The organism is Actinokineospora sp. UTMC 2448 (assembly GCF_024760565.1).
Lineage (GTDB): Bacteria > Actinomycetota > Actinomycetes > Mycobacteriales > Pseudonocardiaceae > Actinokineospora > Actinokineospora fastidiosa.
This window is the reverse complement of record NZ_CP031087.1, coordinates 5,088,180-5,107,970: the sequence shown is the minus strand read 5'-3', so window position 1 is coordinate 5,107,970 and position 19,791 is coordinate 5,088,180. Positions and strand designations below refer to the sequence as shown.

The following is a 19,791-nucleotide window of genomic DNA, read 5'->3' as shown; positions in this document are numbered from 1 at the left end:
GTGGCCAACGGCCCCGGAGTTAGCATCGAACCGGCGGGAAGGGGCAGTGCTTGTGAGGGATTACACGAGCAACACAACGATCGAGGGTGCCGCATGAGCATCCTTGAGTCCATCGTCAACGGTGTCCGGGAGGACCTCGCCGCGCGTGAGGCGCTGGTCCCGTTCGAGACCATCAAGCAGTTGGCCGCCAAGGCCCCGCCCGCCCGGGACGCCCACGCCGCCCTGCGCGGCTCGGACGTCGGGGTCATCGCCGAGGTCAAGCGGGCCAGCCCGTCCAAGGGCGACCTGGCAGCCATCGCCGACCCGGCGTCGCTGGCCAAGGACTACGCCGACGCGGGCGCGCGCGTCATCAGCGTGCTGACCGAGCAGCGCCGCTTCGGCGGCTCGCTGGCCGACTTCGACGCCGTGCGCGCGATGGTGGATGTTCCCCTGCTGCGCAAGGACTTCGTTATCTCCCCCTACCAGGTGCACGAGGCGCGGGCGCACGGCGCGGACATGGTCCTGCTGATCGTGGCCGCGCTGGAGCAGCCGGTGCTGGCCTCCCTGCTCGACCGCGTCGAGTCGCTGGGCATGACCGCGCTGGTCGAGGTGCACACCGCGGAGGAGGCCGACCGCGCGCTGGAGGCGGGCGCGTCGGTCATCGGCGTCAACGCCCGGAACCTGCACACGCTGGAGGTCGACCGCGACGTGTTCGGCCGCCTCGCGCCCGGGTTGCCGTTCGAGACCGTGAAGATCGCCGAGTCGGGCGTGCGCGGGCCGAGCGACCTGATGACGTACGCGGGCGCGGGCGCCGACGCCGTGCTCGTCGGTGAAGGACTGGTCACCTCCGGTGACCCCAAGGCGGCGCTCCAGCAACTGGTGACCGCCGGATCGCACCCCGCCTGCCCGAGGCCGAGCCGATGAACGACAAGCCCGACTTCGACGCGCACGCGCACAGCGCGCACGACCCGGACCAGCGCGGCCACTTCGGCATCTTCGGTGGCCGCTACATGCCGGAGGCGCTGATCGGCGCCCTGGACGAGCTGGCCGCCGAGTACGACAAGGCCCGGCTCGACCCGGAGTTCGTCAACGAGTTCAACCGGCTGCTGCGCGACTACGCCGGTCGGCCGTCGCTGCTGACCGAGGCGCCGCGCTTCGCCGAGCACGCGGGCGGCGCGCGGGTGTTCCTCAAGCGCGAGGACCTCAACCACACCGGCTCCCACAAGATCAACAACGTGCTGGGCCAGGCGCTGCTCACCAAGCGGATGGGCAAGAAGCGGGTCATCGCCGAGACCGGAGCGGGCCAGCACGGCGTGGCCACCGCGACGGCGTGCGCGCTGCTGGGCCTGGACTGCGTCGTCTACATGGGCGAGGTCGACACCGAGCGGCAGGCGCTGAACGTGGCCAGGATGCGGCTGCTCGGCGCCGAGGTGATCCCGGTGAAGTCCGGGTCGCGCACGCTCAAGGACGCCATCAACGAGGCGCTCCGCGACTGGGTGACCAATGTGGACACCACGCACTACCTGCTGGGCACCGCAGCTGGCGCGCACCCGTTCCCGCTGATGGTGCGCAACTTCCACCGCGTCATCGGCGCGGAGGCCCGCGCGCAGATCCTCGACCAGGCGGGCCGCCTGCCCGACGTGGTGACCGCGTGCGTCGGCGGCGGGTCGAACGCGATCGGCATCTTCCACGGGTTCGTCGACGACCCCGGCGTCCGGCTGGTCGGCATCGAGCCGGGCGGGCACGGCATCGAGTCCGGCGAGCACGGGGCGACGCTGTCGGAGGGCACGCCGGGCGTGCTGCACGGGGCGATGTCCTACCTGCTGCAGGACGACGACGGGCAGACCATCGAGGCGTACTCGATCTCGGCTGGCCTGGACTACCCCGGCGTCGGGCCGGAGCACTCGTTCCTCAAAGACACCGGCCGCGCCGAGTACCGCGTGGCGACCGACGCCGAGGCCATGGACGCGTTCCGGCTGCTGGCGCGGACCGAGGGCATCATCCCGGCGATCGAGTCCGCGCACGCCCTGGCGGGCGCGCTCGTGCTCGGCCGCGAGCTGGGGCCGGAGGGGCTGGTGCTGGTGAACCTGTCCGGCCGCGGCGACAAGGACATGGACACGGCGGCGAAGTACTTCGGGTTTGGGGAGTCGTGATGGGCCTGGAGCCGCTGTTCGCCGAGGTGCGCGCCGAGGGCCGCGCCGCGCTGGTGGGGTACCTGCCCGCGGGCTTCCCGACCGTCGACGGCTCCGTCGACCTGCTGCGCGGCATGGTCGACGCGGGCTGCGACCTCGTCGAGGTCGGCGTCCCGTACTCCGATCCGGTGATGGACGGGCCCACGATCCAGGCGGCCGCGGAGACGGCGCTGTCGGCGGGCTTCCGGCTCAAGTCGCTGTTCACCGTGGTGGAGCAGGTCTCCGCCGCGGGCGGGCGGGCCGTGGTGATGACGTACTGGAACCCGGTCCTGCGGTACGGCGTCGACGCGTTCGCCCGCGACCTCGCCGCGGCGGGCGGGCTGGGCATCATCACCCCCGACCTGGTCCCCGACGAGGCCGACGACTGGATGGCGGCCTCGGAAGCGCACGGCCTGGACCGCATCTTCCTGGTGGCCCCGTCGTCCTCCCCCGAGCGCATCGCGCGCACGGTGGAGGCGTCGTCGGGCTTCGTGTACGCCACAGCGGTCATGGGCGTGACCGGCGCGCGCGACCAGGTGGGCTCGGCGGCCGAGGGCCTGGTGGCCCGCACCCGCGAGCACACGACCCTGCCGATCGGCGTGGGCCTGGGCGTGCGGTCGGGGGCCCAGGCCGCGGAGGTGGCGGCCTTCGCCGACGCCGTGATCGTCGGCTCGGCCTACGTCACCAGCGCGACCACCGACGGCGTCGCGGGCGTGCGGGCGCTGACGGAGGAACTGGCCCAGGGCGTCCGCCGCACCCCTTCCACGATCGGGTGAGCTCGGCTTTCCGCCCCTGACCGGCCACTGTTTCTGCCGGTGACGGTCTCGATACTCCGCGCATGTGGTTCGTGCTCCCGCATGCGGCGTGCCAGACTGGCCTGGCACTGGTTGACCTCGGAGGTGACCCGGAGTGGCCATGCCAAGCGACCCGTTCTACCGACCTCCGCGCAGGTGGACCCTGGGAGAGTTCCTCATGCTCCCCGAGGACCGGGGCGAGCGGGTGGAACTCGACGACGGCTCGCTCCTCGTGAGCCCGGCGCCCTCGATCCCGCACCAGCGGGTGGAGCGCCGGGTCCTGGTCGGCATCGACGCCGCGCTGCCTCCGACGATGGAGGTGTTCACCGGCGTCAACGTCCTTCTGAACATGTCCACCATGCTGATCCCCGACCTGGCGGTGGTCGACGCCTGCGGACGGGACGCGTTGTTCTTCGAAGCGGACGACGTGCTCATGGTGGTGGAGATCGTGTCCCCCTCCTCCCGGGCCACCGATCGGAACCGCAAACGCGAGCTGTACGCGGAGGCGGGCATCCAGCACTACGTCGTCATCGATCCGCCGGTCTCGCCCGTGCGAACGGACCTCTTCCGGCTGGGCGAGCATGGTCGCTATGAGCCTGTCGGTGAACCCATGCTGGGCGTGCTCATGCTGACCGAACCCGTCCCCGTGGCCGTCAAACTCGACTGAGGGGCACCTCCTCACCGGGACCGAACGCGCGGTGGCTACGGTGGGCGCGTGACGAGCGCCTCAAGCCTGGTCCTGGCGTCCATCCCCAGCCCCGACCGCGGGGTGTGGGAGGTCGACCTCGGGTTCATCAGCTTCCCCCTGCGCGCCTACGCGCTGTGCATCATTGCGGGCATCGTGGTGGCCATCTGGTGGGGGGAGAAGCGGTTCGTCGCGCGGGGTGGGGCGGCGGGGACCGTGTTGGACGTGGCCGTGTTCGCGGTGCCGTTCGGGCTGGTCGGCGGGCGGCTCTACCACGTGGCGACCGATTACCACCGGTACTTCGGGGAGGGGAAGAACCCCCTCGACGCCCTCAAGATCTGGGAGGGCGGGCTCGGCATCTGGGGCGCGATCGCGCTCGGCGCGGTGGGCGCCTGGATCGGGTGCAAGCGGCGAGGCGTGCCGCTGCCCGCGTTCGCCGACGCCATCGCGCCCGGCATCGTCGTCGCGCAGGCCATCGGCCGCCTCGGCAACTACTTCAACCAGGAGCTCTACGGCGCCCCGACCGACCTGCCCTGGGGCCTGGAGCTGTACCGCAGGGTCAACGAGTTCGGCGTCGAGGACCCGCTCAACGGCGTCGCCGTCGACCACACGCTCATCAACGGCAGCCCGGTGCACCCGACGTTCCTCTACGAGCTGCTGTGGAACGTCGCCGTGGCCCTGGTCATCGTCTGGGCCGACCGGCGCTTCCGCCTCGGGCACGGCCGGGTGTTCGCCCTCTACGTCGCCGGCTACACCCTCGGCCGCACGTGGATCGAGCTCATGCGCACCGACGAGGCCACCCTGGTGTTCGGCGTGCGGGTCAACGTCTGGACCTCGATCCTGCTGTTCCTGGGCGCGGTCGCGTACTTCGTCATCGCCCGCAAGCGCGGCCCCCGGGAGGACCTGGCCGCGCTCCGGGAGGCTCATGCGGACGGCACGGCCGTGACCGACGGGGAGCGCGCGACGGACGGCGAGCGGGCGGCCGACGAGGACGGCGAGCGCGCCGACCGCGAGGACGAGCCCAACGGCGAAGAGGCGTCCGCGACCGCGGACAAGCGCGACTGACGGCCCTGCCCCGACCATGACCGACCTCGCTTCACTCCGCCTGCCCGCCTACCCCCGCTCCGCCGCGTACGACCCCATGTGGATGATCGAGGGCTGCATGGGCCCCAACCCGCTGTGGCTGCTGGAGGACCTGCTCGCCGACCTGCCGCTGCGCACCGGCGACCGCGTGCTCGACCTCGGCTGCGGCCAGGGCCTGACCTCGGTGTTCCTGGCCCGCGAGTACGGCGTGCAGGTCTTCGCCTGCGACCTGTGGGTCAAGCCGACGGACAACCTGCGCCGGTTCACCGAGGCGGGTGTCGACGACCGGGTCTTCCCCATCCACGCCGAGGCGCACGACCTCAAGTTCGCCAAGGGCTACTTCGACGCCGCCATCAGCGTCGACGCCTACCAGTACTTCGGCACCGACGACCTCTACCTGCCCTACCTGGCCCCGTTCGTCCGCAAGGGCGGCTACATCGGCGTCGCCGTGCCGGGCGTGCGGACGGAGGTCGTCACCCCGCCGCCGTGGCTGGAGCGGTACTGGGAGCACGACTTCGCCGTCTTCCACACCGCCGAGTGGTGGCGGACCCACTGGTCGCGCCCCGGGCAGGTGACGGTCCTGTCGGCCAGGGAGGCGCCGAACGCCGTCGAGAACTGGCGCGCCTGGTCGCTGGCGTGCGCCGAGCACGGCAAGACGGAGTTCGTACGCAGGATGTCGACCGAGACCGTGGAGATGCTCGACGCCGACGCCGGGCGCACGTTCGCGTTCCCGCTCGTGGTGGCCCGAACCTAGGTTTATCGCGCTCAGCGACGAATCGGTTACACTGAAGGCCGGTTCATCCGATGTCGAGCACGTTTCCAGGCTGTTAGTCTCAGTAGACACGCGGGCCGCCGTAGTCCCGTGCCCAGCCGTGACAAGTCCTCCATCACGTTCCTGAGCGCGAGACGCCAAGGGGGCCCTACGCGATGATCTTCTCCGCCCTGCCGCGCCCGCAGGGGCTCTACGACCCCGCCGCCGAGCACGACGCCTGCGGCGTCGCCATGGTGGCGGACGTGCGGGGACGGCGGTCGCACGGGATCGTGGTGGACGCGCTGACCGCGCTGGCCAACCTGGAGCACCGGGGGGCCGCGGGCGCCGAGCCGACCAGCGGCGACGGCGCGGGCATCCTCGTGCAGCTCCCCGACGAGCTGCTGCGCGCGGACGTCCCCTTCGACCTGCCCGCGCCCGGCCGCTACGCGGCGGGCATCGCCTTCCTGCCCGCCGACGACCAGACGGCGGCCAAGGAGACCGTGCACCGGATCGCCGACGAGGAGGGCCTGACCGTCCTCGGCTGGCGGGACGTGCCCGTCGACCCGGACGGCGCCGGGATCGGGCCCACCGCGCGCGGCGTCATGCCGCACTTCGCCATGCTGTTCGTCACCGGGGACGGGCACGGCGTCGAGCTGGACCGGCGGGTGTTCGCCCTGCGCAAGCGCGCCGAGCGGGAGAGCGCGGCGGCCGGGTGCGGCATGTACTTCCCGTCGCTGTCCAGCCGCACCATGGTCTACAAGGGAATGCTGACCACCGCGCAGGTGCCGCGCTTCTTCCGCGACCTGGTCGACCCGCGCCTGGTGACCGCGATCGCCCTGGTGCACTCGCGGTTCTCGACCAACACGTTCCCGTCGTGGCCGCTGGCGCACCCGTTCCGCTACGTCGCCCACAACGGCGAGATCAACACGATCCGCGGCAACCGCAACCGCATGCGCGCCCGCGAGGCGCTGCTGGCCAGCGACCTCATCCCCGGCGACCTGACCCGGCTGTTCCCGGTCGTGGACCCCGACGGGTCGGACTCGGCGTCCTTCGACGAGGTGCTGGAGCTGCTGCACCTCGGCGGCCGGTCGCTGCCGCACGCCGTGCTGATGATGATCCCGGAGGCGTGGGAGAACCACGCCACGATGGACCCCGCGCGCCGCGCCTTCTACCAGTTCCACTCCAGCCTGATGGAGCCGTGGGACGGTCCGGCCTGCGTCACCTTCACCGACGGGACGGTTGTGGGCGCCGTGCTCGACCGCAACGGGCTGCGTCCGGCCCGCTGGTGGCACCTCGCCGACGACCGGGTGGTGCTGGCCAGCGAGACGGGCGTGCTCGACGTGCCGCCGGACCAGGTCGTGGCCAAGGGCAGGCTGCGGCCGGGCCGCATGTTCCTCATCGACACCGCGGCGGGCGCGATCGTCGACGACGACGAGGTCAAGGCCGGGCTGGCCGCCGAGCTGCCGTACGAGGAGTGGCTGCACGCGGGCCTGCTCACCATCGCCGACCTGCCCGACCGCGAGCACGTCGTGCAGACGCACGAGTCCGTGGTGCGCCGCCAGCAGACCTTCGGCTACACCGAGGAGGAGCTGAAGATCCTGCTGACCCCGATGGCGGTCAGCGGCTCCGAGCCGATCGGCTCCATGGGCACCGACACCCCGCCCGCCGCGCTGTCGCAGCGGCCCCGGCTGCTCTACGACTACTTCAAGCAGAACTTCGCCCAGGTCACCAACCCGCCGCTGGACGCCATCCGCGAGGAGATCGTCACCAGCGTGCAGCGCATTATGGGCCCGGAGCAGAACCTGCTGGAGCCGGGACCGGCGTCCTGCCGCCACATCCAGCTGCCCTACCCGGTCATCGACAACGACGAGCTGGCCAAGCTCATCCACGTCAATGACGACGGCGACCTCCCCGGCTTCGCCTGCACCGTCCTGTCCGGACTGTACGAGGTGGACGGCGGCGGGCAGGCGCTCGCCGACGCGGTCGCGCGGGTGCGCCGGGAGGCATCGGAGGCCATCGCGGCGGGGGCGCGCACGCTGGTCCTGTCCGACCGCGACTCCGACCACCGGATGGCGCCGATCCCGTCGCTGCTGCTGGTCTCCGCTGTGCACCACCACCTGGTGCGCACCAAGGAGCGCCTGCGTGTCGCGCTGGTGGTGGAGAGCGGCGACGCGCGCGAGGTGCACCACATCGCGCTGCTGCTGGGCTACGGCGCCGCCGCCGTGAACCCGTACCTGGCGTTCGAGACCATCGAGGACCTCATCGCGCAGGGCGCGATCACCGGCGTCGAGCCGAGGGTGGCGATCCGCAACTACGTCACCGCCCTGGTCAAGGGCGTGCTCAAGATCATGAGCAAGATGGGCATCTCGACCGTCGGCGCCTACACCGCAGCGCAGGTGTTCGAGGCGTTCGGCCTGGCCCAGGACGTGCTGGACGAGTACTTCACCGGCACGGTGTCCAAATTGGACGGCGTCGGGCTGGACGTCGTCGCCCGGGAGGCGCTGGCCAGGCACCGGCGCGCGCACCCGGACAACCCGACCGACCGCGAGCACCGCAGGCTCGACACCGGCGGCGAGTACGCCTACCGCCGCGAGGGCGAGCTGCACCTGTTCACCCCGGAGACGGTGTTCCTGCTCCAGCACGCCTCGAAGTCCGGCCGCGCGGACGTCTACCGCCGCTACGTCGACGAGGTGGAGCGGCTCAACCGCGAGGGCGGCGCGCTGCGCGGGCTGTTCCGGCTGACGTCCGACCGGCCGCCGATCCCGGTGGAGGAGGTCGAGCCGGTCGAGGCGATCCTCAAGCGGTTCACCACCGGGGCGATGTCCTACGGCTCGATCTCGGCCGAGGCGCACGAGACGCTGGCCATCGCGATGAACCGGATCGGCGGGCGCTCCAACACGGGGGAGGGCGGCGAGGACGTCGACCGGCTCTACGACCCCGAGCGGCGCTCGGCGATCAAGCAGGTCGCCTCCGGCCGCTTCGGCGTGACGAGCGAGTACCTGGTCAACGCCGATGACCTGCAGATCAAGATGGCGCAGGGGGCCAAGCCCGGCGAGGGCGGCCAGCTGCCGCCGAACAAGGTGTACCCGTGGATCGCCAGGACCCGGCACTCCACCGCGGGCGTCGGGCTGATCTCGCCGCCGCCGCACCACGACATCTACTCCATCGAGGACCTGGCGCAGCTCATCCACGACCTCAAGAACGCCAACGAGCACGCGCGCGTCCACGTGAAGCTGGTGTCGGAGCTGGGCGTGGGCACGGTCGCGGCGGGCGTGTCGAAGGCGCACGCCGATGTCGTGCTGATCTCCGGGCACGACGGCGGGACGGGCGCCTCCCCGCTGAACTCGCTCAAGCACGCGGGCACGCCGTGGGAGGTCGGGCTCGCCGAGACGCAGCAGACGCTGGTGCTCAACGGCCTGCGCGACCGCATCACCGTGCAGGTCGACGGCGCGCTGAAGACCGGGCGGGACGTGGTGGTCGCCGCGCTGCTGGGCGCGGAGGAGTACGGCTTCGCGACCGCGCCGCTGGTCGTCGCGGGCTGCGTGATGATGCGGGTGTGCCACCTGGACACCTGCCCGGTCGGGGTGGCCACGCAGAACCCGGAGCTGCGCAAGCGCTACACCGGGCAGGCCGAGCACGTGGTCAACTACTTCCGGTTCGTCGCCGAGGAGGTCCGCGAGATCCTGGCGTCGCTGGGCCTGCGCACGCTGGACGAGGCCATCGGGCACGCCGAGCTGCTGGACACCGACGACGCGGTGGAGCACTGGAAGGCCGCGGGACTGGACCTCGCGCCGGTCTTCGCCGTCCCGCCCGCGCCGTACGGGACGAGCAGGCGGCGGGTGCGCGCGCAGGACCACGGGCTGGCCGAGGCGCTGGACCGCACGCTGGTGCAGCTGGCCGAGGCGGCGCTGGAGGACGCCCACCCGGTGCGGCTCGACCTGCCGGTGCGCAACGTCAACCGGACCGTCGGGACGCTGCTGGGCGCCGAGGTCACCCGCCGCTACGGCGGTGACGGCCTGCCCGACGACACCATCCGGGTGACGCTGACCGGCTCGGCGGGGCAGTCGCTGGGCGCGTTCCTGCCGCGCGGCATCACCATCGACCTGGTCGGCGACGCCAACGACTATGTGGGCAAGGGCCTTTCCGGCGGCCGCGTTGTCGTGCGCCCGCACCCGGACGCGCGCTTCGCCGCCGAGCGGCAGGTGATCGCGGGCAACGTCATCGCCTACGGCGCGACGTCCGGCGAGGTGTACCTGCGCGGGTGCGTGGGGGAGCGGTTCGGGGTGCGCAACTCCGGGGCGACGATCGTGGCCGAGGGGGTGGGCGACCACGCCTTCGAGTACATGACCGGCGGGGTGGCCGTCGTGCTGGGCGCGACCGGCCGCAACCTGGCCGCGGGCATGTCCGGCGGCGTGGCGTACGTGCTGGACCTGGACCCGCGCGACGTCAACCCCGACATGGTGGAGCTGCAGCGGCCGGGCGCGGACGACCTGCGCGCGCTGCGGGAGGTCGTGGCCCGCCACCGCGAGCTGACCGGCTCCCCGGTCGCGGCGTCCCTGCTCGGCGACTGGACCCGGCGGGCGGCGGGCTTCACCAAGGTCATGCCGCGGGACTACCAGCGCGTCCTGGCCGCGATGCGGCTGGCACGGGCCGAGGGCCGCGACATCGACACCGCGATCATGGAGGCGTCCCGTGGCTGACCCCGAGGGCTTCCTGCGCTACCCCAGGGCCGACATCCCGAAGCGGCCGGTGGCCGAGCGCGCCGCCGACTGGCGCGAGGTGTACCGGCCGGACGACGCGGACGCGGTGCGCGAGCAGGCGACGCGCTGCATGGACTGCGGCATCCCGTTCTGCCACTCCGGGTCGGCCGGGTGCCCGCTGGGCAACCTCATCCCGGAGTGGAACGACCTCGTCCGCCGAGGCGACTGGCAAGCGGCGAGCCACCGCCTGCACGCCACCAACAACTTCCCCGAGTTCACCGGCAGGCTGTGCCCCGCGCCGTGCGAGGCGGCCTGCGTGCTGTCGATCTCCAGCGAGCCGGTGGCGATCAAGCGCGTGGAGAACGCGATCGCGGACATGTCGTGGGAGAAGGGCGTCGTGGCCGCCCGGGTGTCCACTGTGTCCTCCGGGCGGCGGGTCGCGGTGGTGGGCTCGGGACCCGCCGGGCTCGCGGCCGCGCAGCAGCTGACCCGCGCAGGGCACGAGGTGACCGTCTACGAGCGCGACGACCGCCTCGGCGGCCTGCTGCGCTACGGCATCCCCGAGTTCAAGATGGAGAAGCGCCTGCTGGACCGCCGCCTGGCGCAGCTGCGCGCCGAGGGCACCCGGTTCGTGACCGGCTGCGAGGTCGGCGGCCCGTCCCTGCCGGTGTCCGCGCTGCGCGCCGCCCACGACGCGGTCGTCCTGGCGGTCGGCGCGCTGGAGGGCCGCGACGCCCCGGAGATCCCGGGCCGGTCGCTGCCGGGCGTGCACCTGGCGATGGAGCACCTGGTCACCGCCAACCGCGCCTGCGAGGGCGACGGCCCGGCGCGCATCGACGCGCGGGGCAAGCACGTGGTCATCATCGGCGGCGGCGACACGGGAGCGGACTGCTACGGCACCGCCGTCCGCCAGGGCGCGCTGTCGGTGACCCAGCTCGACCAGTACCCGCGTCCCCCGCAGACCCGCGACGACGAGCGGTCCCCGTGGCCGACCTGGCCGTGGGTGCTGCGCACCTACCCCGCGCACGAGGAGGGCGGCGAACGCCGCTTCGCCGTCGCCGTCGAGGAGTTCGCAGGCACGGACGCGGTGTCGGCGGTGCGCGTCCGCGAGGTCCGCGTCCGCAAGGACCCGGTGACCGGCGTCCGCGAGGTCGTCCCGACCTCCGACACCGTCCACGAACTCCCCGCCGACCTGGTCCTGCTCGCCATCGGCTTCACCGGCGTGCAGCCCATGCCCCTGCTCGACGACCTCAACCTGACCCGCACCCCCCGAGGCACCCTCTCCTGCGGCCCCGACTGGCAGACGACCACCCCAGGCGTCTTCGTCTGCGGCGACGCCCACCGGGGCGCATCCCTGGTCGTGTGGGCCATCGCAGAGGGCCGCTCGGTGGCACACGCGGTGGACGCGTACCTGACGGGCTCGTCCGACCTCCCCGCCCCCGTGCACCCGACCGCACTGCCGCTTTCGGTGGTGTGATCGCCGATGGCGAGACTCGGCCTCGGTTGGCAACTCCGGGGCTCGGGCGAACATCAGGAGAACGCCAGGTGAAGGGGTGATCGACGTATACCGGTGATCCTTACCGTGGCCGTGTGTTAGCCAAATGGGTTGGTGACAACCTCGAAGCGTTCGTCGGCATGGTCACGCTGGTGCTCAGCCTCGGCGGGTATCTGCTGTCGCTGTGGCTGCGCCGCAAACGGGTGAGTTATCGGGTTCATCTGGACACCGCCATCGGGGTGACGCCGCACGCGACGGACATGATCGATGTGCGGTTGACCAACCGGAAGGCCGACGAGACGGTCGTCGATCCCAGTCTGGCGCTGGTGCGGATCATGAACACCGGCAGCACCAGCATCAAGGTCACCGACGTGCCCAGGGACGCGCCGCTGACGTTGCGGTTCGCCGGGCGGACGGTGGTGGACGCGCAGATCATCGAGGTCGGCGACGGGGTGCGGGCGATGGTCGACGGCGAGTGGCCGCCGGTGGGGCGGGCGGAGCTGCCGCTGCCGAGGATCCCGCTCAACCGGCGCGACCGGATGAAGGTGCTGGTCCTGCTCTCCGGCAAGCCCGAGGCCGCGGGCACGAAGGACGGCGTCACCTGCACCGGCTTCGTCACCGACGGCAAGATCGTGCGGGACACCACCCGGGGCAACGGGCCGAGCAGGCGCAGCCTGGTGCTCGGCGGCATCGCGTCCACCCTCGTCGGCGCGTCCGTGGTGCTGCTGCTGAGCCCGCTCGGCAAGTCGCCCGGCGCGCAGGTCGCCTGTGCGGACGGGGACGTGGTCCTCGCCGGGTCCAGCGCGTTCGCCCCGGTGGCCACCGAGATCATCACCGCCTACACCGCGCAATGCCCCGAGGCGTCCGTGCGGGTCGAGGGCCGGGGCAGCCTCGACGGCGTCCGCGAGCTGGACACCCTCGGCCGGGAGGACCCCGCCCAGCGGGAGCGGCGGATGGCCATGTCCGACGACCCGGTAGCCGGGTTCCCCAACCTCAAGGCGCACCCCATCGGCGTCGTGGCGTTCTCGGTCGTGGTCAACAAGACCGTCGGCGTCACCCAGCTCAGCCGCGACCAGGTGCGCGCCGTCTTCGACGGGCGGCTCACCAACTGGCGCCAGCTCGGCGGCCACGACCTGCCGATCAGCATCGTCAGCCGCAACTCCGGCTCCGGCACCCGCCAGGCGTTCGAGACCAAGGTGCTGGGCGCCCAGGAGCCCGCCGTCTCCTCGACCGACTGCGCGAACCGCTCGCCCCTCGCGGGCGCCGCGCCGGTGCTGCGCTGCGAGCGCAACTCGACCTCGGCCCTGCTCGGCGAGGTCGACCGCATCCCCGGCGCGATCGGCTACGCCGAGACCACCGCCACCGCCGACTACCCCCACGTCGCCCGGGTCCGCCTCGACGGCAAGGAGCCCGACATCGACTCGGTCGTCCGCACCGGCTATCCCTTCTGGACGGTCGAGTACTTCTACACCTACGGCCCGCCCGAGCCCGGCGGCCTGGTCGACGCGCTCATCAAGCACATGGAGACCGACGCCACGAAGAACATCCTGCGCCGCTCCGGCTACGTCCCGTGCGTCGACGGCGCCCTCGACCTCCGCGGCGACCTCTGCTGAGCGCCGAGGGCGGTACCCGGAGCCAGCCCCAAGCGCATCGCCTGGTCGACGCGCCGTGTCCGCCGGGTGGCCTGCGCGGGCCTATGCTGTCCGCATGATCGACTTCTCCAAGGCTTCGGTGTTCAAGCTGTCCCCCTGTGACCCCAAGGACATCGGCGGGTCCGTGGCGCCGCTGCTGGTCAACGGCGAGGACATGCTCTACGCGTTCAAGTCGGTGCGGGACTTCGTCGTGTTCACGAACAAGCGGCTCATCGCCGTCAACGTGCAGGGCATGACCGGCAAGAAGCGGGACTTCACCTCGCTGCCGTTCGCCAAGGTCCAGGCGTTCTCGGTGGAGACCGCGGGCACCTTCGACCTCGACGCCGAGCTGGAGCTGTGGTTCAGCGGGCTGGGCAAGGTGCGGCTGGAGTTCAGGGGCAAGGCCGACATCCGGGCGCTCGGGCACCTCATCGCCTCCCACTGCCTCTGAGCGTGCGAGACTCCGCGAGGTGAGCGCAGCATTGGTCAACTACGGCCACTACACGGCGATGCTGGTCGAGCGCGGCCGGGTGCGCGGGCTGGCCCGGCACCTGGAGCGGCTCGACCGCGACGCGTGGGTGGTGTTCGGGCGGGGCCTGCCCGAGGAGGACGTGCGCGCGGCCATCCGGGCCGCGATCGGCGACGAGCGGGTGGCCGCCAAGGTCACCGTGGTCGCGCCGGACTTCAACCCGCGCGACCCGGGGACGCCCGAGGAGCTGTCGGTCGTCGTGGAGACCTTCCCGCCGCCCGAGGAGAGCGCGACGCTGGCCGTGCGCACGGCCGGCTACCGCCGGGACCTGCCGCAGGTCAAGCACGTCGGCACGTTCGGGATCTTCTACCAGCGCAGGCTGGCCAGGATGGCCGGGTTCGACGACGCCCTCTTCGCCCCCGACGACGAGGTCTCCGAGGGCGCTACCTGGAACATCTGCTTCCGCGACGACGCGGGCGCCATCGTCTGGCCGAGCGCGCCCGCGCTGCCCGGGGTGTCCGCGGCGCTGATCCAGAACGGGCTCACCCGGCTCGGCCACAAGCACGAGACCCGCCCGGTCACCCTCGACGACCTGGCGGGCTTCCGGTCGGCGTTCGCCACCAACGCGCTCGCGCCCGTGCGGCCCATCACCCGCATCGATGACGTCGAGTACGCCGTCGACGACGAGACCGCGTCCATCCTGCGCCGCGCCCACGACCTCGTGCCCGAGGAGCGCGTGTGAGGTTCGCGGGGTTCGGCGAGTACGCGATCGACTTCTACGACGGCCTGGTCGTCGACAACTCCAAGTCGTACTGGGAGGCGAACAAGGCCACCTACGAGTCCGACGTCCGCGCGCCCATGCAGGCGCTGCTCGCCGAGCTGGAGCCGGAGTTCGCCCCCGGCCTCGGCCCGGGCAAGATCTTCCGGCCGTACCGCGACGTCCGCTTCGCCAAGGACAAGTCGCCCTACAAGACCCACTGCGGCGGCGTCGTGGAGGCCGGGCGCGGCGGCGGGGCGTACTACGTCGAGGTGAGCCCGGACGGCCTGCGCGTCGGCGGCGGCTGCTTCCACCTGGCCCCCGACCAGCTGGCCCGGTACCGCCAGGCCGTCGACACCGGCGGCGCCGAGCTGCGGGCGATCCTCGACAAGCTCGTCAGGCAGGGCTTCGAGCTGCACGGCGACCGCATGCGCACCGCGCCGCGCGGGTTCGCCAAGGACCACCCGCACCTGGACCTGCTCCAGTACCGCTCGGTCTACGCGACCCGGGTGTGGCCGCCCGACGACACGCTCCACGAGCGGGGCGCGCTGACCCGGGTGCGCAAGGCGTGGCAGCAGCTGCGGCCGTTCAACGACTGGGCCCGTCACCGTGTGGGAGCGCACACAGACAGCAAGTGACCGTCCGTCGAACTTTCTGAATCGAAACTCGCCCTACTGGCCGGTATCTCGGGATCGTTAAAGCAAGACGTATTAGGCTCTGGGACCGTGAGCCGACGCGCGAAGATCGTTTGTACGATGGGCCCCGCCACCGGCACTCCGGAGCGAGTGGCGGAGCTGGTCGCGGCAGGCATGGACGTGGCGAGGATGAACTTCAGCCACGGCAGCCACGGCGACCACAAGCAGATCTACGACCTGGTGCGCCGGGCGGCCGACGACTCCGGCCGCGCGGTGGGCATCCTGGCCGACCTGCAGGGCCCCAAGATCCGCCTGGGCACCTTCGCCAACGGCCCGGTCGAGTGGCGCACCGGCGACGTCGTGCGCATCACCGTCGAGGACGTCGCGGGCACCCACGACCGGGTCTCCACCACCTACAAGGGCCTCGCGCACGACGCCAAGCCCGGCGACCGGCTGCTGGTCGACGACGGCAAGGTCGGCCTGACCGTGCTGAGCGTCGAGGGCCCGGACGTGGTCTGCGAGGTCACCGAGGGCGGCCCGGTCTCCAACAACAAGGGCCTGTCCCTGCCCGGCATGGACGTCTCGGTCCCGGCGCTGTCCGACAAGGACATCGAGGACCTGGAGTTCGCCCTGCACCTGGGCGTGGACTTCATCGCCCTGTCCTTCGTCCGCTCGCCCGCCGACATCGACCTGGTGCACCAGGTGATGGACCGGGTCGGCCGGGGCAGGCTGCCGGTCATCGCCAAGCTGGAGAAGCCCGAGGCGGTGGCCAACCTGGAGGCCATCGTGCTGGCCTTCGACGGCGTCATGGTCGCCCGCGGCGACCTCGGCGTCGAGCTGCCGCTCGAGCAGGTGCCGCTGGTGCAGAAGCGGGCCATCCAGATCGCCAGGGAGAACGCCAAGCCGGTCATCGTGGCGACCCAGATGCTCGACTCGATGATCAGCAACTCGCGCCCGACCAGGGCCGAGGCCTCCGACGTCGCCAACGCGGTCCTCGACGGCGCCGACGCGGTCATGCTGTCCGGCGAGACCAGCGTCGGGCGCTACCCGATCGAGACCGTGCGCACGATGAGCCGCATCGTCGAGGCCGTGGAGTCCGAGACGCTGGCCGTGCCGCCGCTGAGCCACGTCCCGCGGACCAAGCGCGGCGTCATCTCCTACGCCGCCCGCGACATCGGCGAGCGGCTCAACGCCAAGGCGCTGGTCGCCTTCACCCAGTCCGGCGACACCGTGCGGCGGCTGGCCCGCCTGCACACCCACCTGCCGCTGCTGGCGTTCACCCCCGAGCCGAGCGTGCGCAGCCAGCTCTCGCTGACCTGGGGCACCGAGACCTTCCTGGTGCCGCAGGTCGACTCGACCGACGCCATGGTCCGCCAGGTCGACACCTCGATGCTGTCGATCGGCCGCTACCAGCCCGGGGACGTCGTGGTGGTCGTCGCGGGCTCCCCGCCGGGCACGGTCGGCTCCACCAACCTCATCCGCGTGCACCGCCTCGGCGAGGACGACCACGCGTAACGCGTCACACCGCCCCGGCCCCGCGCCAGGGTGGTGATCGCGCGCCGGGCCGTTAGGCTAATCGCGATTAACCTACGGGCCGGTGGAGGGCAGATGACGGACGTCGCCGAGCCGACGGTGCTGGACCGGCTGGTCAGGCTGCTGGACCTGGAGCGCGTCGAGGAGGACATCTTCCGCGGCGTGAGCCCCAAGCACTCGCCGGTGCGGGTGTTCGGCGGGCAGGTGGCCGGGCAGGCGCTGGTCGCCGCCGGGCGGACCGTGCCAGCCGACCGGCCGGTGCACTCGCTGCACGCGTACTTCATCCGCGGTGGCGACCCGGCGGTGCCGATCGTCTACCAGGTCGACCGCATCCGCGACGGGCGCTCGTTCACCACCCGGCGCGTCGTGGCGGTCCAGCACGGCAAGCCGATCTTCTCGCTCTCGGCGTCCTTCCAGCTGGTCGAGTCCGGGGTCGAGCACGCCGAGGAGATGCCGGTCGTGCCCGACCCGGAGACGCTGCCGACCTACTCGGAGCTGATGAGCCCGCAGCTGCGGGAGAAGTTCGGCCCGTGGGCGCAGCGGCCCCGCCCGATCGACGTGCGCTACGTGTCCGAGCCCGCGTGGCGCTCCCGCGAGACGGGCCCGCGCGATGCCCGCAACCAGGTGTGGATGCGCGCCGACGGCGTGCTGCCCGACGACCCGCTGACCCACGTCTGCGTGCTCGCCTACGCCTCCGACATGACGCTGCTCGACGCGGTGCTCGCCCGGCACGGCGTCTACTGGGGAGTGGACAACGTCCTCGGCGCCAGCCTGGACCACGCGATGTGGTTCCACCGTCCGTTCCGGGCGGACGAATGGGTGCTCTACGACTGCGCCTCGCCCAGCGCGTCCGGCGGGCGGGGGCTGGCGACCGGCCGGTTCTTCTCCCGCGACGGCAGGCTGATCGCGACCGTCGTGCAGGAGGGGATGCTGCGCGTCATCGACTGAGTCCTGAATGGACGGCAGGGCCGGAAGCCGTCGGGGTGGCTTCCGGCCCTGCCGTCGTGTCGGGCGTGGACCTGGGGTGGTCCGGTCGTCCGACGCGGGGCGCGGGCGGGAGGGGTGGGAGAGGCCCGCGCTACCCGGGCTTTCAGTGGAACGCGTCGTGCTGCTGGGCGATCCCGTCCTCCACGTCCTCGGTGACCAGCAGGCACAGGTGGGCGGTGAGGTACGCGCGGCAGGGGGCGGGCGCGCGGGTGAACAGCCTGGTCCGGCAGGTCGGGCAGCGACCGTCCGCGTCGGGTCGGTGGTCGTCGAGGAGGGCCCGCAGCGCGGTGGTCACCCTCGGCAGCTCCACCCTGGCCAGTGCCGGGTCCCCGGTGCCGGAGCGGCGGTCGAGGTCGTCGAGGTAGCCGTGCAGTGACGCTTCAAGGTGTCCGAAAAGCGACTCGCGCACGGCGCCTCCTGTGCCCGGTGTGGACTGCGGACCATCCCGGAGGGCTCAAGTGGACACCGCGACCTGCCGATGACTCGGTGGTCGGGGTCGCCCGGCCCTGGGGTGGACGTCTCCGTCTGAGGGGAACAGTGAGCAGCCTGCGCCTCGCAGATCGCTTTGTGCAAGTTGCACCACTCGATCGGGTGACAGCGGTGGCGCCGTGGTGAACGTTTCACCGAATATGCCCAGCACCGGACCGCGTCCCTTGTGTGCGTTCGGCTCTCGGCAGACACTGGCCGCGCACCCCTCGGTGCGCCTGGGTCGTTAAGGCGGGGGAGAGACGAGGTGACGAACGTGGCGCGTGGTCACAGCCCCACCGTGCGCAGGCGCAGGCTGGCCAGCGAACTGCGGCGCTTCCGGGAAGCGGCGAACCTGACCATCGACGAGGTCGGCGAGAAGCTGGAGTGCTCGGCCTCCAAGATCAGCCGCATCGAGACCGGGCACGTCGGGGTGACCCCGCGCGACGTCCGCGACATGTCCGAGCTGTACGGCATCGACACCGACCGCCGCGAGGCCCTGGTGCAGCTGGCCCGCGAGGCCCGCCAGAAGGGCTGGTGGCACGCCTACACCGAGGTGTTCACCGGCGCGTTCGTCGGCCTGGAGGCCGAGGCCGCCTCGCTGCGGGCGCACCAGGCGCTGCTCGTCCCCGGCCTGCTGCAGACCGAGGACTACACCCGCGCGGTGATCCAGGCGATCCGCCCGGACGCGGGCGCCGCGGAGATCGACAAGCGGGTGCGCGGCAGGCTGGCCCGCCAGCGCCTGCTCACCGATCCCCACCCGCCCGAGTACTGGGCGGTCATCGACGAGGCCGTCCTGCACCGCGTCGTCGGCGGGCCGAAGGTGATGCGCGCCCAGCTGCTGCGCATGGCCGATGCCGCCGCGCTGCCGCACGTGACGCTGCAGGTGGTGCCGTTCGGCACCGGCGCGCACGCGGGCATGGAGGCCCCGTTCCTCATCCTGGGCTTCCCCGAGCCCGCCGACCCGGATGTGGTCTACGTGGAGAGCACGAGCACCGGCACCTACCTGGAACAGCCCTCCGACGTGCGCCGCTACACCCTGATGTTCGACCACCTGCGGGCCGCGGCGCTGCGGCCGGAGGACACCGTCGACCTCATCCGGCGGGCCGCCGACCGGTTGGCCCAACGACCCGAAACCGAAAGGAGTGGGGCGTGACCGCAGACCTGGCACGTGCCCAATGGCGCAAGAGCAGCCGCAGCGGAGCGGGCAACGACTGTGTGGAGCTGGTGGTCCACACCACAGGCGCCGCCATCCGCGACTCCAAGAACACCGACCACGGACACCTGGCGCTGCCCAGCGGCCCGTGGGCCGGGTTCCTAGGCGCGGTCAAGGCTGATCTGCTCGAGCACTGACCAGGGACGACCCCTTACCCGGGTCCGGCGTCCCCTCAGGGGGCCGGGGGTAAGGGGTCGTCCGCTGTCCACGACGCGATCGTCCGATGCCGGGGCCCGCGCCTCAGCGGCAATCTCATCGTCATCACCACGGATGAGGGAGTCGCGAGATGAACTGGACGATCGAGGGAATCAAGGCCGAGGTCGAGTACCGCCGCGTGGCCAACACCGCCCGGGGCACCGGCGCGGGTTCCGCGCGGGGTCGCAGGACGCGGCTGTGGCGATCACGGACGCGGGGAGGTCGGGTCACCGACTGAATGTGTG

The 19,791-nt window shown here is 72.0% G+C and carries 18 protein-coding genes; 17 read left to right on the top strand and 1 reads right to left on the bottom strand.

Annotated elements, in window-relative coordinates; all coding sequences use genetic code 11:
• The first annotated feature begins 93 nt into the window (after nt 1-93).
• From trpC to tesB, 14 genes are all read left to right on the top strand, one after another.
• Nucleotides 94-903 (top strand): indole-3-glycerol phosphate synthase TrpC, encoded by an 810-nt coding sequence (trpC, locus tag Actkin_RS23170; RefSeq protein ID WP_189211516.1) that lies wholly within the window; start codon nt 94-96, stop codon nt 901-903.
• A complete protein-coding gene (gene trpB / locus Actkin_RS23165) occupies nt 900-2,132 on the top strand; it encodes a tryptophan synthase subunit beta (RefSeq protein WP_189211515.1) in 1,233 nt (410 codons plus the stop codon). The genes trpC and trpB overlap by 4 nt, the downstream gene beginning before the upstream one ends.
• The gene (gene trpA, locus Actkin_RS23160) at nt 2,132-2,926 is read left to right on the top strand and encodes a tryptophan synthase subunit alpha (RefSeq protein WP_396122811.1); all 795 of its coding nucleotides are present in this window, start codon (nt 2,132-2,134) and stop codon (nt 2,924-2,926) included. The genes trpB and trpA overlap by 1 nt, the downstream gene beginning before the upstream one ends.
• A 139-nt stretch (nt 2,927-3,065) precedes the next feature.
• On the top strand, nt 3,066-3,611 hold the full coding sequence (locus tag Actkin_RS23155; RefSeq protein ID WP_309569144.1) for a Uma2 family endonuclease: 546 nt from the start codon (nt 3,066-3,068) through the stop codon (nt 3,609-3,611).
• 48 nt (nt 3,612-3,659) lie between these two features.
• Nucleotides 3,660-4,694 (top strand): prolipoprotein diacylglyceryl transferase, encoded by a 1,035-nt coding sequence (gene lgt, locus Actkin_RS23150; RefSeq protein WP_258904243.1) that lies wholly within the window; start codon nt 3,660-3,662, stop codon nt 4,692-4,694.
• A 16-nt stretch (nt 4,695-4,710) separates the two neighbouring features.
• On the top strand, nt 4,711-5,466 hold the full coding sequence (locus Actkin_RS23145; RefSeq protein WP_189211511.1) for an SAM-dependent methyltransferase: 756 nt from the start codon (nt 4,711-4,713) through the stop codon (nt 5,464-5,466).
• Between the two features lie 173 nt (nt 5,467-5,639).
• Nucleotides 5,640-10,163, top strand: coding sequence for a glutamate synthase large subunit (gltB, locus tag Actkin_RS23140; RefSeq protein WP_258904242.1), 4,524 nt, complete (start codon nt 5,640-5,642; stop codon nt 10,161-10,163).
• Complete coding sequence (locus Actkin_RS23135; RefSeq protein WP_258904241.1) at nt 10,156-11,640, top strand: glutamate synthase subunit beta; 1,485 nt, start codon at nt 10,156-10,158, stop codon at nt 11,638-11,640. The genes gltB and Actkin_RS23135 overlap by 8 nt, the downstream gene beginning before the upstream one ends.
• Before the next feature lie 113 nt (nt 11,641-11,753).
• Nucleotides 11,754-13,271: a substrate-binding domain-containing protein gene (locus Actkin_RS23130; protein ID WP_189211508.1), complete on the top strand. Its 1,518-nt coding sequence runs from the start codon at nt 11,754-11,756 to the stop codon at nt 13,269-13,271.
• A gap of 94 nt (nt 13,272-13,365) precedes the next feature.
• On the top strand, nt 13,366-13,740 hold the full coding sequence (locus tag Actkin_RS23125; protein ID WP_189211507.1) for a PH domain-containing protein: 375 nt from the start codon (nt 13,366-13,368) through the stop codon (nt 13,738-13,740).
• Nucleotides 13,741-13,759: 19 nt separating this feature from the next.
• Complete coding sequence (locus Actkin_RS23120) at nt 13,760-14,500, top strand: aminotransferase class IV (RefSeq protein WP_258904240.1); 741 nt, start codon at nt 13,760-13,762, stop codon at nt 14,498-14,500.
• Nucleotides 14,497-15,153, top strand: a complete 657-nt coding sequence (locus Actkin_RS23115; RefSeq protein ID WP_189211505.1) for a DUF2461 domain-containing protein — start codon at nt 14,497-14,499, stop codon at nt 15,151-15,153. The genes Actkin_RS23120 and Actkin_RS23115 overlap by 4 nt, the downstream gene beginning before the upstream one ends.
• Before the next feature lie 87 nt (nt 15,154-15,240).
• On the top strand, nt 15,241-16,665 hold the full coding sequence (pyk, locus tag Actkin_RS23110) for a pyruvate kinase (RefSeq protein WP_189211504.1): 1,425 nt from the start codon (nt 15,241-15,243) through the stop codon (nt 16,663-16,665).
• Nucleotides 16,666-16,758: 93 nt separating this feature from the next.
• Complete coding sequence (gene tesB, locus Actkin_RS23105; RefSeq protein ID WP_189211503.1) at nt 16,759-17,631, top strand: acyl-CoA thioesterase II; 873 nt, start codon at nt 16,759-16,761, stop codon at nt 17,629-17,631.
• A gap of 142 nt (nt 17,632-17,773) precedes the next feature.
• Here tesB and Actkin_RS23100 read toward each other — a convergent pair whose 3' ends face one another.
• Complete coding sequence (locus Actkin_RS23100; protein WP_189211502.1) at nt 17,774-18,079, bottom strand: hypothetical protein; 306 nt, start codon at nt 18,077-18,079, stop codon at nt 17,774-17,776.
• A gap of 333 nt (nt 18,080-18,412) precedes the next feature.
• On the opposite strand from Actkin_RS23100, the gene Actkin_RS23095 reads away from it, so the two are divergent.
• The 3 genes from Actkin_RS23095 (at nt 18,413) to Actkin_RS23085 (ending at nt 19,784) form a co-directional block, all read left to right on the top strand.
• A complete protein-coding gene (locus Actkin_RS23095) occupies nt 18,413-19,291 on the top strand; it encodes a helix-turn-helix domain-containing protein (RefSeq protein WP_189211501.1) in 879 nt (292 codons plus the stop codon).
• Entirely contained in the window at nt 19,288-19,488 is a 201-nt protein-coding gene (locus tag Actkin_RS23090) for a DUF397 domain-containing protein (protein WP_189211500.1), read from the top strand. Before Actkin_RS23095 ends, Actkin_RS23090 begins: the two co-directional genes overlap by 4 nt.
• 149 nt (nt 19,489-19,637) lie before the next feature.
• Nucleotides 19,638-19,784 (top strand): hypothetical protein, encoded by a 147-nt coding sequence (locus Actkin_RS23085; protein ID WP_189211499.1) that lies wholly within the window; start codon nt 19,638-19,640, stop codon nt 19,782-19,784.
• The last annotated feature ends 7 nt before the right edge of the window (nt 19,785-19,791 follow it).